At 62.9% G+C, this 13375-nt stretch carries 12 protein-coding genes; 6 read left to right on the top strand and 6 right to left on the bottom strand.

Features of this window, described 5'->3' with window-relative positions; translation table 11 throughout:
* Positions 1-65: 65 nt before the first annotated feature.
* Positions 66-830: a hydroxypyruvate isomerase family protein gene (locus ACN0SD_RS11140; RefSeq protein ID WP_417808315.1), complete on the bottom strand. Its 765-nt coding sequence runs from the start codon at positions 828-830 to the stop codon at positions 66-68.
* Complete coding sequence (locus ACN0SD_RS11135) at positions 831-1424, bottom strand: DUF1285 domain-containing protein (RefSeq protein WP_417808314.1); 594 nt, start codon at positions 1422-1424, stop codon at positions 831-833. It lies immediately after the preceding gene.
* A gap of 73 nt (positions 1425-1497) precedes the next feature.
* On the opposite strand from ACN0SD_RS11135, the gene ACN0SD_RS11130 reads away from it, so the two are divergent.
* Genes ACN0SD_RS11130 through ACN0SD_RS11115 form a run of 4 tightly spaced genes read left to right on the top strand, consistent with a single transcriptional unit; the run spans position 1498 to position 8277 of the window.
* Positions 1498-2529 (top strand): AAA family ATPase, encoded by a 1032-nt coding sequence (locus ACN0SD_RS11130; protein WP_417808313.1) that lies wholly within the window; start codon positions 1498-1500, stop codon positions 2527-2529.
* Complete coding sequence (locus ACN0SD_RS11125) at positions 2526-3437, top strand: DUF58 domain-containing protein (protein ID WP_417808312.1); 912 nt, start codon at positions 2526-2528, stop codon at positions 3435-3437. The genes ACN0SD_RS11130 and ACN0SD_RS11125 overlap by 4 nt, the downstream gene beginning before the upstream one ends.
* Complete coding sequence (locus ACN0SD_RS11120) at positions 3434-6175, top strand: DUF4159 domain-containing protein (RefSeq protein WP_417808311.1); 2742 nt, start codon at positions 3434-3436, stop codon at positions 6173-6175. Before ACN0SD_RS11125 ends, ACN0SD_RS11120 begins: the two co-directional genes overlap by 4 nt.
* The gene (locus ACN0SD_RS11115) at positions 6172-8277 is read left to right on the top strand and encodes a hypothetical protein (RefSeq protein WP_417808310.1); all 2106 of its coding nucleotides are present in this window, start codon (positions 6172-6174) and stop codon (positions 8275-8277) included. The genes ACN0SD_RS11120 and ACN0SD_RS11115 overlap by 4 nt, the downstream gene beginning before the upstream one ends.
* 22 nt (positions 8278-8299) lie before the next feature.
* Here ACN0SD_RS11115 and ACN0SD_RS11110 read toward each other — a convergent pair whose 3' ends face one another.
* Entirely contained in the window at positions 8300-9430 is a 1131-nt protein-coding gene (locus ACN0SD_RS11110; RefSeq protein WP_417808309.1) for an S-(hydroxymethyl)glutathione dehydrogenase/class III alcohol dehydrogenase, read from the bottom strand.
* A gap of 73 nt (positions 9431-9503) precedes the next feature.
* Between ACN0SD_RS11110 and ACN0SD_RS11105 the strand changes: the two genes are divergently transcribed.
* Entirely contained in the window at positions 9504-9866 is a 363-nt protein-coding gene (locus ACN0SD_RS11105) for an I78 family peptidase inhibitor (protein ID WP_417808308.1), read from the top strand.
* A gap of 36 nt (positions 9867-9902) precedes the next feature.
* Here ACN0SD_RS11105 and ACN0SD_RS11100 read toward each other — a convergent pair whose 3' ends face one another.
* Entirely contained in the window at positions 9903-10352 is a 450-nt protein-coding gene (locus ACN0SD_RS11100; protein ID WP_417808307.1) for a cytochrome c, read from the bottom strand.
* A gap of 339 nt (positions 10353-10691) precedes the next feature.
* Between ACN0SD_RS11100 and ACN0SD_RS11095 the strand changes: the two genes are divergently transcribed.
* On the top strand, positions 10692-11036 hold the full coding sequence (locus tag ACN0SD_RS11095) for a DUF2794 domain-containing protein (protein ID WP_417808306.1): 345 nt from the start codon (positions 10692-10694) through the stop codon (positions 11034-11036).
* Positions 11037-11083: 47 nt separating this feature from the next.
* On the opposite strand, the gene ACN0SD_RS11090 is transcribed toward ACN0SD_RS11095, so the two are convergent.
* Both ACN0SD_RS11090 and ACN0SD_RS11085 read right to left on the bottom strand, forming a co-directional pair.
* Positions 11084-11926, bottom strand: a complete 843-nt coding sequence (locus tag ACN0SD_RS11090; protein ID WP_417808305.1) for a C40 family peptidase — start codon at positions 11924-11926, stop codon at positions 11084-11086.
* A complete protein-coding gene (locus ACN0SD_RS11085) occupies positions 11923-13335 on the bottom strand; it encodes a leucyl aminopeptidase family protein (protein WP_417808304.1) in 1413 nt (470 codons plus the stop codon). Before ACN0SD_RS11085 ends, ACN0SD_RS11090 begins: the two co-directional genes overlap by 4 nt.
* Positions 13336-13375 lie beyond the last annotated feature (40 nt).

The following is a 13375-nucleotide window of genomic DNA, read 5'->3' as shown; positions in this document are numbered from 1 at the left end:
TGCGTTGAAACCTGGTATGCCTCCGGCGGGAGTATTTACGGCCAGATGAAAAGGGCGCGGCCCGCTCAGTCTGTGCCTTGGGCCGTAAGCCAGCCCAAAGTGTCGCGGGTATCGGTTGCGGGTTTGTATTCCGCCGCAGCAAATCCCGTATATCCATCTGCGCCCAGCGTGGCGAAAAACGCGTTCAGGTCGATCTGACCGCTGCCTGGAGCCCCGCGCCCTGGTGCATCGGCGAACTGAACATGCGCGACGCGGTCGCGGTGTTTTTCCCATGTCGCAGCGACGTCTTCGGTCAGGATATGGGCGTGATAGGCGTCAAATTGAAGATGCAGGTTGGGAGCGTCCACTTCGTCTAGAATCTCGGACGCCAAGTCGAAATCATTCAGAAAGTATCCCGGCATATCGATCGGGTTGATCGGCTCAATCGTCAGCGAGCGTTTGGGGGAGCGCGCTGCGGCCCATTTCAGGTTTTCGATATAGGTTTGGCGCGCGACGGCACCTTTCGCCTTGCCCGCCATAATGTGGATATGGCGCGGCCCCAGCACATTGGCAAATCGCATCGTGCGGTCGAAATCGTGGCGAAACCGATCCTCGCAACCCGGCACGGCGGCAAACCCGCGATCACCTCCGGTCCAATTGGGAGGCGGCACGTTCATCAACACAAAGGTCAGATCGTGGCGCACCAGTTCATGGCGCATTTCTTGCGCGGAAAATTCGTAAGGAAATAGCACTTCAACCGCATCGAAGCCTGCCTCTTTGGCTGCGGCGAAGCGCTCCATGAAGGGCAGTTCGGTGAACAGAAAGGTCAGGTTGGCGGCGAATTTGGGCATTCAGACCTCGGCGGCAGGAAGGATCGGGAAAAACACGCCAGACGAGATCACGCCCAACCAATCCTGCCCCTCATGCGGTCGCGTCACTGCCAGATCGACAAGGCGATAAAAGCTTTTGCGGTCGATCAAAGCCTCAAGGCCGCGGCGCACATGCAGATAGGGGCGCGGCGTGCCGTCCTCGCTATGCTGCACGCGGATTTTATGATCGCCGTCGGCTAAAACACTGTCGCCGACATTAGTTTCAAAGCGCAGGGTTTGGTCGTCACCGCTTCCGTCAGCCTCGAAATCCATGGCGATAAAGGGTGCGTCCTGCACGCGGATGCCGACTTTTTCGACCGGGGTGACCAGAAAATACTTCCCGTCCTCCAACTTGAGGATCGAGGCGAACAGGCGCACCAGCGGCGCGCGCCCAATCGGTGTGCCCAGATAAAACCACGTCCCATCGGCGCGAATTTCCATGTCGAGATCGCCGCAAAAGGGCGGATTCCACAAGTGCACCGGCGGCGGGCCCTTTTTTGAGGCACTTCGCGCCGCCTTGGCAAGGCCCTCTGCAGAGGGCGAATGGGCGGAATCTGTCTCTTTGTGATCCGTCATGGGTGTTTTGCCGTTTCTTGGGGCTTGGATATCTGCTTTGCTGGGCAGCATACGGACCTATGGGGAGAATGTCATGGCCGAGCCCGAACAACTGATGAATGATATTGAACGTCTGGGAAAGAAGCTTGCGGATGCACGCGCCTCGATTGACCGGCGATTCATCGGGCAGGATCGGGTGGTTGAGTTGGTCCTAGCCGCAATGCTGTCGGGCGGGCACGCGCTGTTGGTCGGGTTGCCGGGGCTGGGTAAGACGCTGTTGGTCGAGACGCTGTCCACCGTGATGGGGCTTGGATCGAATCGCATCCAGTTCACGCCCGACCTGATGCCTGCCGATATTTTGGGCTCGGAAGTGCTGGAAACGGCGCCCGATGGCAGTCGAGCGTTTCGCTTTCTCGAAGGGCCGGTGTTTTGCCAGCTTCTGATGGCCGATGAGATCAACCGCGCCTCGCCGCGTACACAATCCGCGCTGTTGCAGGCGATGCAAGAGCGTGAGGTGACGATTGCCGGCCAACACCGCCCGCTTGGCCCGCCCTTCCATGTGCTCGCCACGCAGAACCCGATTGAACAAGAGGGCACCTATCCGCTGCCCGAGGCGCAGCTGGACCGCTTTTTGGTGCAGGTCGATGTCGACTATCCCGACCGCGCGACCGAGCGCAACATTTTGCTGGCCACGACCGGCACGCTGGCGGACTCGGCCCATGCCGTTTTCACCCCAGTTGAGCTGATTGAGGCGCAGGGGATCGTGCGTCAGATGCCGGTGGGCGAGAAGGTGGTCGACGCGATCCTTGATCTGGTGCGCGCCTGTCGTCCCAATGAACCCGAGGCATCCGAGCAGGTGCGCGATGCGCTGGCTTGGGGGCCGGGACCGCGCGCTGCGCAGGCCTTGATGCTGACGGTGCGTGCGCGTGCGCTCATCAACGGGAGGCTTGCCCCTACGATTGAGGATGTGCAGGCGATGGCGCGCCCCGTTCTGATCCACCGGATGGCGCTAAGCTTTGCGGCGCGGGCGCGGGGCGAAACGCTGGATGCACTGATCGGGCGCGTGTTGGTCGAAGTGACGGGGGCCGAAGGAACGACAGTCGGGTCCAGAGGGGCTGCGGCTTGAACGCATCCCCCGATAAAACTGTGCAGGCGTTGGCTTTGCGCCGCGAGGCCGAAACGGCGGCGTCGGCGTTGCCGCCCTTGCTGGTGGCCGCCGAGCAGTTGGCCGCGACCGTCCAAATGGGCGTGCACGGGCGCAGGCGCGCAGGCACGGGCGAAGAGTTCTGGCAATATCGCCCCGCCCATTCCGGCGATGAGGCGCGGTTCGTCGATTGGCGTCGCTCGGGGCGTTCGGATGCGCAATATGTGCGCGAACGCGAATGGCAACTGGCGCAATCGGTGCATCTCTGGGTGGATGATGCGGCCTCGATGAGCTTTACTGGGGCGGAGAGCGGGCGTGCCGCACGGGTCACGAAATCGGAGCGCGCGCGTGTGCTGGCTTTGGCGCTGTCGGTCTTGATGATCCGGGGCGGAGAACGCGTGGGCCTGACCGGGGTGGCCGCCCCGCCGCGTCCGGGGCGCGCGCAGCTGATGGCGCTGGCGGCTCTTTTGTCGGCACCAAACGCGCAGGTTGATTACGGATCGCCTCAGGTTGCGGGCGTCGTGACGCAATCGCGCGCGGCATTCCTGTCGGATTTTTTGGGCGATCTGGAGCCGATCGAACGCGCCTTGGGCCAGCTTGCGGATCGCAACGCGACCGGCGTGATGTTGCAGGTGCTCGACCCCGACGAAGAGGCGTTTCCCTATGACGGGCGCACGATTTTTCAGTCGATGTCGGGCGCGTTGGTGCATGAGACTCGCAAGGCGGGTGATTTGCGCGCGCGCTATCTGGATCGGCTGGCGGCGCGGCGCGATGCGTTGACGCGTTTGGCCCAAAGCGCGGGCTGGCAGTTTTCCACCCATCACACGGGCGATCCCGCCCAAAGCGCGTTGCTGTGGCTGTATTCGGCGCTGGGACGGGGGCGCGGATGATGATGCTTGGTCCCATCGGCTTCACCGCACCTTGGCTTTTGCTGGGGTTGGCTGCGCTGCCACTGTTGTGGCTTTTGCTGCGTGCAGTGCCGCCTGCGCCGATCCGGCGGCGCTTTCCGGGTGTCGCGCTGCTGCTGGGTCTAAAGGATGAAGAGGTAGAGGCCGCGCGCACGCCTTGGTGGCTGCTGGCTTTGCGGCTACTGGCGCTGGCGGCGGCGATCATTGGCTTTGCCGGGCCAGTGCTCAATCCGCAGCGCGCGGAGCCGGGCACGGGGCCGTTGCTGATTGTCGCGGATGCCAGTTGGGCCTCGGCTGGCAATTGGCGCGCGCGCACGGACCGGATGGAACGCGCGTTGAATGCGGCCGAGCAGGCGGGACGGCGCGTGGCGCTGATCTCACTGTCTGAGCCGCCCTTTGTCATGCCCGAATTCAGCGATGCGCAAAGCGTGGCGCTGTCTTTGCCCGGGGTGCAGCCGCAACCTTGGATGGCGCAGAAATTTGACGCCGCTACGATGCTGCCGCAGGGCAAATTCGACACGCTCTGGCTCTCAGACGGGCTGGTGCGCCCCGATCGCGCCGTTGTTTTGACAGCGCTGCAAGCGCGCGGGACCGTGACCGTTTGGCAATCGCAATTACCAGTGCTCGCACTTGGCGCAGCGCGTGTTGAAGACGGCGCGCTGGTGGTGCCCGCGCTGGCCTCGGCCCCGCCACCGAGCCCGCGCGAGGTGGCCGCGATTGGCCGCGATCCGGCGGGGATTGAGCGCGAACTGGCCCGGTTGCCGCTGGATTTCGCAGGCAAAACGAGCACCGATCTGCGCTTTGATCTGCCCCCCGAACTGCGCAACCGGATCACCCGGCTTGAGATCAGCGGGCTGCGTTCTGCCGGGGCAGTCAGCCTGACCGATGATGCGATCAAGCGGCGCAAAGTCGCGATCCTGTCGGGGGCGCGTACCCGCGAGGGGCTGCAACTCTTGTCGCCTACGCATTACCTGCACGAGGCGCTGGCCCCCACGGCGGATCTGATCGACGGCACGCTTGAGGATGTCCTTGGTGCAGATCCCGACGTAATTATCCTTGCCGATATGGCCGATCTTCCTGAACAGGCGAAACTGCACGACTGGGTGGAGAAGGGCGGTTTGCTGATCCGGTTCGCCGGGCCGCGCATGGCCAATGCCGATCTGGACGCTGACACTCTGCTTCCGGTGCGGCTGCGCGCGGGTGGGCGCTCGATTGGCGGCGCAATGAGCTGGGGGGCACCGCGCGGTCTGGCCCCTTTCCCCGAGGGCTCTCCGTTTGCAGGGCTTTCTGTGCCCGACGATGTGACCGTAAAGGCGCAGATCATGGCCGAACCAGCGCCAGATCTGGCAGAGCACACGATTGCCTCGCTCGTCGATGGCACGCCGTTGGTGACGCGCGCCAAGCTGGGGCAGGGGGCGTTGGTGCTGTTTCACGTCAGCGCCAATGCGGAATGGTCCAGCCTGCCGCTATCGGTGCTGTTTCCCCAGATGCTAGAGCGGCTGGCGGTGTCGGCGCGCCCCAATGCGCCTGAGGTGGCGGATCTGGCGGGCCAAACTTGGGTGCCGCAAAAGCTGCTTGATGGGTTCGGGCGGTTGCGCGATGCGGGCGAGGCGGCAGGCGTGCCCGGCGAAGACTTAGCTAAGGCCGTGGCAGGGCCGAAACTGCAGCCGGGGATTTATGCCGCCGATGATCGCGCGGTTGCGTTGAATGCGCTGGGCCGCGATGCGACGCTAACGCCTGCGAGATGGCCTGCGACTGTAGTGGTTGAGGGCGCGACGGTGACGCAAGAAACGCCGCTGAAGGGCTGGCTTTTGGCGCTGGCACTTGGGGCGCTGATGCTTGATATTTTGGCCGCACTTGCGCTGTCGGGCAAGCTGTGGGGGCCGCGCGCGATCAAGATGGCGGCGCTGGTTGCAGCGCTGGTATTGGCGGGGTTCACGCCCCCGCAAGCCCGCGCTGAAATGAGCGAAGCACGCGCGATTGAGGCGGCGTCGAACGTGGTGCTGGCCGCGATGCCCTCGGGTGATCCAGAGGTTGATAAGATCTCGCTTGCCGGGTTGCGGGGCCTTTCCGCGGTGCTGCGCCAACGCACGACGGTTGAACCCTCTGCCCCGATGATGGTGGATCTGGAAAACGATGATCTGGCGGTTTTCACCTTTATTTACTGGCCGATCACCGAGGGCCAAACCGCCCCGACGCCGCTGGAATACGCTAAGTTAAACCGCTATTTACGCGGCGGTGGGATGATCTTGTTTGATACGCGCGACGCCGATGTTGCGGGCTTTGGTGAGGCCACGCCGACCGGGCGTCGTTTGCAAGCGCTGGCCGCTCCGCTTGATATTCCCCCGCTCGCGCCGATCCCGCCCGATCATGTTCTGACGCGGACGTTCTATTTGCTGCAAGACTTCCCCGGTCGCTACGATGGCACGATCTGGGTCGAGGCCCCACCCGCCGATGCCGAACGCGCCGATGGCATGCCGTTTCGCAACCTCAATGACGGGGTGACGCCGGTGGTGATCGGCGGCAACAATTGGACCGAGGCGTGGGCGATTGACGCGCGCGGGCGTCCAACGTTTCCAGTTGGCCGGGGCCGCACCGGAGAGCGTCAGCGCGAGATTGCCAATCGGTTTGGCGTCAATCTGATTATGCATGTGCTGACAGGCAATTATAAGTCCGATCAGGTGCATGTGCCGGCGTTACTGGAAAGGCTGGGGCAATGAGCGGGATGTCGGTGATCTTTGCGCCGCTGCTGCCGTGGCCCGCGATCTGGGTTGCGGGTGGGGTGGCTTTGGTGCTGCTGGCGTTGGCGCTATGGCGCGGCTTGCGTGGCTGGGCGTTGCGCGCGCTGGCGGCGATGGTGCTGTTGGCGGCGATTGCTCAGCCCTCGCTGCAACGCGAACAAACCGCGCCGCTGTCTGATATCGTGCTGCTGGTGGATGACCGTTCTGCCTCGCAGACGCTATCGGATCGCGCGGAACAGACCGATACTGCCGTGGCGAATGTGCAGGCCCAACTTGACGCGATGCCCAATGTCGAAACACGCCGGATTACGGTCAAGAATGGCGCCGAAAATTCCGGAACCGAACTGGGCGCGGCGCTGTCCGAGGCGCTTGCGTCCGAGCCGCGCGCACGGATTGCCGGGGCGGTGGTGGTCAGCGATGGGCAGGCCCATGACGCCGCCCTTGCGCCCGATCTGCCCGCGCCGCTGCAACTGCTATTGACCGGACGAGGCGATGATTGGGATCGCCGTTTGTTGATCGAAACCGCGCCCGCCTTTGGCATTATCGGCGAGGAAAGCTCAATCCGCCTCAAGGTAGAGGATCAGGGCAAGGTGCCAGCTGATATCGGGACCAAGGCCAAGCTGACGATCTCGATTGATGGCAAGAACCCGAAAACCTACGAAGTGAATGTCGGGCGTGATCTGGAATTGCCGCTGACGCTGGATCATGGCGGGCAGAATGTGGTGCAGTTCACGCTTACCCCGATTGAGGGCGAGTTGACCACGCGCAACAACACGGCCACCGTGCAGATCAACGGTGTGCGCGACCGCTTGCGGGTGTTGTTGGTGTCGGGTCAGCCTCATGCGGGCGAGCGCACTTGGCGCAACCTGCTGAAATCGGATGCGGGGGTGGATCTGGTGCATTTCACCATCCTGCGCCCGCCCGAAAAGCAGGACGGGGTGCCGGTGTCGGAGCTGTCGCTGATCGCTTTCCCGACGCAAGAACTGTTCATTGATAAGATCGACGAGTTCGACTTGATCATCTTTGACCGCTATGGCGCGCGCGGCATCCTGCCCTCGGCGTATTTCGACAATATTCGCGACTATGTCGAACGCGGCGGCGCGATTTTGGTCGCGGCCGGGCCGGAATATGCGACCGTTGAAAGTCTTTATCAAACCAGTTTGGGGTCGATCATGCCCGCGCGTCCGACGGGGCGGGTGCTGTCTGAAAGCTTCCTGCCCCGTCCGACCGAGTTAGGTTTGCGCCACCCGGTGACGGCGGGGCTAGAGGGCGCGCCGCCCCCTGCGGATAAGGCCAGCGACGATGACAAAACACCGCATTGGGGCCATTGGCTGCGCCAGATTGAGCTAAGCGATCCGAAGGGTGAGGTCGTGATGTCAGGGGCCGAGGACAAGCCATTGCTGGTGCTCTCGCGAGAGGGCAAGGGGCGCGTGGCGCTGCTGGCCTCGGATCAGGCATGGCTGTGGGATCGCGGATATGATGGTGGCGGGCCGCAGTTGGAATTGCTGCGCCGGATTGCGCATTGGGAGATGAAAGAACCCGAGTTGGAGGAAGAGGCGCTATATGCCGAGATCGATCCCGGCGCGCTATCGATGACGATCGTGCGCCGCTCGATGAAAGACGATGTACCCCCCGCAAGCGTGACGCTGCCCGATGGCACGGTGCAAGAGGTGCCGCTGAGCCAGACCGCGCCGGGGCGGTTCACTGCGCGTTGGACCGCGCCGGGGGCGGGGCTTTATACGCTCAAGGATGGTAAACTGGAGCGCGTTGTTGCGATGGGGCCTGCCAGTCCGCGCGAGTTTGAACAAACCATCGCCAGCGGAAGCCCATTGGCCAACGCGATTGCAGAGTCGGACGGGGCGGTGACGCGGCTGGAAGAGGGTATACCGCGCATTCGCGAGGTTGCGGCGGGGCGTGTGACGTCGGGGCGCGGCTGGATCGGCATTACGCCCCGCGGCGCGCGCACCACGACCGACATTCGCGTGCAGCCCGTTCTGCCCGCTTGGGCGTGGCTGCTGCTGGCGGCGCTACTGACGCTTGGCGCTTGGATGTTTGAGGGTCGCGGGCGGCGCGCGGTCTAAAGCTACGCCGCCCGACCGGTTATTAGTAGATTACGACCGAGCGGATCGACTTGCCCTCATGCATCAGATCGAAGGCGTCGTTGATTTTTTCCAGCGGCATGGTGTGGGTGATCATCGGGTCGATCTCGATCTTGCCATCCATATACCACTCGACGAACTTCGGCACATCGGTGCGCCCCTTGGCGCCGCCAAAGGCCGTGCCCTTCCAGACGCGTCCGGTGACCAGTTGGAACGGTCGCGTCGAGATTTCAGCGCCCGCCGCCGCCACGCCGATGATCACCGACACGCCCCAGCCGCGATGGCTGCATTCCAGCGCGTCGCGCATGACCTTGGTGTTGCCAGTCGCGTCAAAGCTGTAATCCACGCCGCCGATTTGATCGGCGCCCTTTTTGGTCAGGTTGACGATTTCCTCGACAACGGTGCCTTTGATCTTTGACGGGTTCACGAAATGGGTGAGGCCGAATTTGCGCGCCATTTCCTCTTTGTCGTCGTTCAGATCGACGCCGATGATCATATCGGCCCCGGCCATACGCAGGCCTTGGATCACGTTCAAGCCGATCCCGCCAAGGCCGAACACTGCTGCGGTTGAACCGATCTCAACGCCCGCCGTGTTGATCACCGCGCCGATGCCGGTCGTGACGCCACAGCCAATGTAGCAGATCTTGTCGAACGGTGCGTCCTCACGCACTTTGGCCAGCGCGATTTCGGGCATCACGGTGTGATTGGCGAATGTCGAGCAGCCCATGTAGTGAAACAGCGGCGTGCCATCGAGCATGTGAAAGCGCGTCGTGCCATCGGGCATTAGGCCTTGGCCCTGCGTGCCCCGGATCGCGGTGCACAGGTTGGTTTTGCCCGACAGGCAGGACGGGCATTCACGGCATTCGGGCGTGTAAAGTGGGATGACGTGATCGCCGGGTTTGAGCGTGGTGACGCCCTCGCCCACTTCCAGCACTACGCCTGCGCCTTCATGGCCAAGGATGCAGGGAAACAGCCCTTCGGGATCGGCACCCGAGCGGGTGAATTCATCGGTGTGGCAGATGCCGGTGGCCTTGATTTCGATCAGAACTTCGCCCGCTTTCGGCGGGTCGAGTTCCACCTCCATGATTTCAAGTGGCTTTCCAGCTTCCAATGCGACTGCGGCACGGGTTCTCATGGGCGTCTCCTCAAGGTATAAACAGGCCAAGAACCTGCGCGAATGCGTGGGTGAATGCAATAAAGGGTGTGATATGTTGACCAGATTTTCCGCTTTGCCTGTTGTGTTGTTGTCGGTGCTGGCGCTTGCGGCGTGTGACCCCGCAGGCCCGGTTGAGCAAACCCCAGACCAAGGCGCGGCTGTGCCGGCGCCCTATCTGACGCCGCAGACCACTGTGACGGCAGGTGGACTGCAAGAGCGTGAGCCCGACACCTGCGGCGCGGTCAATTATGTTTCGGTGCTCGGCCAACCTGCGGCGCAGATCCAGACGCTTGGCATCACCAAGCCAATGCGAATCGTAGAATGGCGCGGCGTTGAAGATCAGGTCTACAACCCGCAGCGCGTGGTGTTCCGCCTCGATTCGCGCGGCAATGTTTACAATATCGATTGCGGATAAGCCCGATCGACCCCCTGCACCTATGGCTGCAGGGGATTAGTCTGCCTTAAAGCGACCGTGGCAATCCTTGCACGATGCGCCCAAAGCGTTGAGCCCATCGGCCAGACCGCCTGCGCTGAACGGGTCCATCTCATCGGCGGCTTTTTGTAAGCGGCGCGTCTTTTGCCAGAACTCGCCCTCATAATCCCAAAGGCGGGGCAGGGCTTTGGATGCCGGATCTGTGGCAGGGTCTGCGAAGGCATCGGTGACTTTTGCGGCATCTTCGCGCAAGGCAGCGGTTGCGGCGGCAGCGGCGGTCGCGTCAAACGGCGCTTTCTTGGTGGCCATATCGCCTACGATTGTCAGGTTGTCCTTGAGGCGATCCATCAGTTCCATGCGCGCACGCACGGTCGGGTCTTTCGCCACATCTTTGGCTGGCGTCATCGAGGCAGTCAGGATGAGTGCCAGCGACAGGCTGAGCGAGGCAGTCAGGACGGATCGGCTCATTTCGGTGCTCCGGTGATTTAGCGCAACCTGCCGTTTATAGGGCAAAAGCGCAATCACGCAACGATCACGAAAACGAAAGCCCCGACCAAATTGGTCGGGGCTTTGGTTGCGGAGCAGAGCGTTTCGACGGTGCGAACTGAGTGGGGGCTGTTAACCGCACCGCCGAAACTGTCAGCGTTTTCCGCTAAACCCTTTATTGCGCGTAAAAGGGGCGGGAACGGGTGCTATTTTGGGCAAATCCAAGGCCTTTTCACGGCGTGTATCGGGCGTCGTGGGATCAAACGCCGCGACTGTTTTGACCGGTCTTGATTTGTGCGCGCGCCGCGATACCATCGGGATATGACGGTGCAACCGCCCACCCCTTTTCCGCCACGCCCTGCCGAGCCGCAGGTCGCGTTTGATCGTGGCGAGTTGAACGTGATCCTGTCGCTGTACGGGCGTGCGGTCGCGGCCGGGGAATGGCGCGATTACGCAATGAGTTTTCTGCGCGAAGTAGCCGTGTTTTCGATCTTTCGGCGCGCCGCCGAGACGCCGCTTTATCGTATCGAGAAACGCCCTGCGTTACGCAATCGCCAAGGGTTGTATGCCGTCATCGGGCCGCAGGGACAGGTCTTGAAACGCGGCGGAGATCTGCGCGTGGTGCTGCGCGAGTTAGATCGAAAGCTGATCCGGGCCGTCGATTAATCGATGAGCGCGCGTGTGGTGTCTCTCGGAGCCTCCGGCGGGAGTATTTATTGGCTAGATGAAAAGGCGGGACGTTTGCAGCCCAGATAGGGGCTGTCGCCCGCGCTGGCGATCCGCGCAAGGCAGGCACGGATGGGTTCATAGGCAACGCTCATGGTGTGGCCATTGGCGTGAATCAGCGTTTCGGGGTCACAGACCATCGCGACATGGCCTTTCCAGAAGATCAGATCGCCGCGCTGTAGGGGCGCGCCTTCGGGCAGCGGTTCGCCCAGTTCACGCCATTGCATATCGCTATCGCCGGGCACGGATTGACCGCAAAGTGCATAGCCAACTTGTACGAGCCCCGAGCAGTCAATCCCGTTGCGCGAGTTGCCGCCCCACAGGTAGGGCGTGCCCAGCAGCGCCTCGGCCACGGTGACGGGGTCGGTGAGAGGGGCGTCCAGTGGTGTCGCGTGTTGGCGGGGGACAAAGCCTTGTGCGGCAATCAAGAATTCGGGGGTTTCGCCCTTTACGGTCAGCCTTGCGCCGAGGGAAAGCGCCATCACTTCGCCGCGCTTAATCGAGGCTTCGCGGTAAAGATGAGTGGCGGGCGCGGTCACGATGTGGCTGGGCGCGGTTCTTGGACCAAGGGCGGCGTTTGTGATCCATCCGCAATAGTCGTCCCAGGCGGCCTGCACGAAGGCATGCGTTTCGTTCGCCTCGATTACTGTGACCGCCGCGCCAAACAGCACTTGTCTGTCGCGTTGGACGCCGGGGTTTGGGCAAAGATCTGCGGTCGGGGTGCAGATGCTGGCGGGTGTGCCTTGCGTGTAGTGCTCGGCTTTGATGTGGTCGCGCAGGGTTACCAAGGCGACGGTTCCCGAGAACGGCAGGCGGCGGCGATCGCTCATAGCAAGACCTCGGGCAGGGCTGTGAGGATTGCGCGTGCGCCTTGGCCAACGCCGCCCCTTGAACGCGCGGGCGCGGGGGCTGGTTGCCAGCCATAGATGTCGAAATGTGCGAACCGCGGGGTTTGGGTGACGAAGCGGCGCAGGAATAAGGCCGCCGTGATCGAGCCCGCCATCCCGCCCGAGGGTGCATTGTCGAGATCGGCGATGCCCGGTTCGATTTTGGATTCGTAGGGCGCCCAGAATGGCATGCGCCAAAGCGGGTCGGCAGCGGCTTGCGCGGCTTTGGAGAGGGCCGCAGCGAGGGCATCGTCATCAGTGTAGAAGGGGGGCAAATCGGGGCCAAGGGCCACCCGCGCAGCGCCTGTCAACGTTGCCATGCAGATCAGCAGATCGGGGCATTCTTCATCTGCCAAGGCGAGGGCATCTGCCAGCACCAAACGCCCTTCGGCATCGGTATTATTGACCTCAACGCTAAGCCCCTTGCGCGAGATGAGGATGTCGCCGGGCCGGAAACTATCGCCGGATACCGCGTTTTCCACCGCCGGGATCAGCACGCGCAGGCGCAGTTTCAACCCCAATTGCATGATCATATGGGTCAGCCCTAGCACCGTGGCCGCGCCGCCCATATCCTTTTTCATCAACCCCATCGACGCGCCGGGTTTGAGATTCAGCCCGCCGGTGTCAAAACACACACCCTTGCCAACCAGCGTCAGTGTCGGGCCGCTCTCGCCCCAGCGCAAATCAATCAGACGCGGCGTGCGCGGCGAGGCGCGCCCGACCGCGTGGATCATCGGGAAGTTTTGCGTCAGCAGGTCATCGCCTGATATGGTCGAGACCTGCGCGCCGTGGTGATCGGCAAGCAGGCGGATCGCAGCCTCTAGCTCATCCGGGCCCATATCAGAGGCGGGCGTGTTGATCAGATCGCGGGTGAACGCCTCGCCCGCCGCCATTGCCTCAAGACGCGCGCGGTCCAGCCCTTCGGGGCAGACTAGTCGGGCCTTTGGGGGGGCATCGGGGGCGTAGCGGGCAAAGCGGTAACCCGCGAGAAGCCAGCCCAAAGCTGCCTCGTATAAGGCGTCCTGCCGGAGGTCGCCTTGCAATTGCCACGCCCCTTCAGGCAATGCCGTGGCTGCAAGCGAAAGTGCAAAGCGCACTCTCTCGCAAGCCTGTGCATCGCCCAAACCCAGCAACGCGCCCGCTACACCCGTTGCGCCGGGCAGGAGCACCACGGCGCCCGCCGCAGCGCCAAACCCCTGTGCGCGTACAAAATCGGCCTGCGCTTGGGGCAGCGATGCCAATTGGACCTCAAGCGCGTCGGGCCTGACCAAGATCAGCGGGCGCGCGTCCTTAATGCTATCAGCAAAGCGTAGTTCGGGACGTTCGGCGAGAAAGGAAAAATCGGCGGACATTGCGGCTCCTTGGGGCTGGCTGACCTGCGCAGACTAGCGC

It is taken from the genome of Thioclava sp. (assembly GCF_048263065.1).
In the GTDB taxonomy this organism is placed as follows: domain Bacteria; phylum Pseudomonadota; class Alphaproteobacteria; order Rhodobacterales; family Rhodobacteraceae; genus Thioclava.
This window is presented reverse-complemented; position numbering and strand designations above follow the sequence as displayed.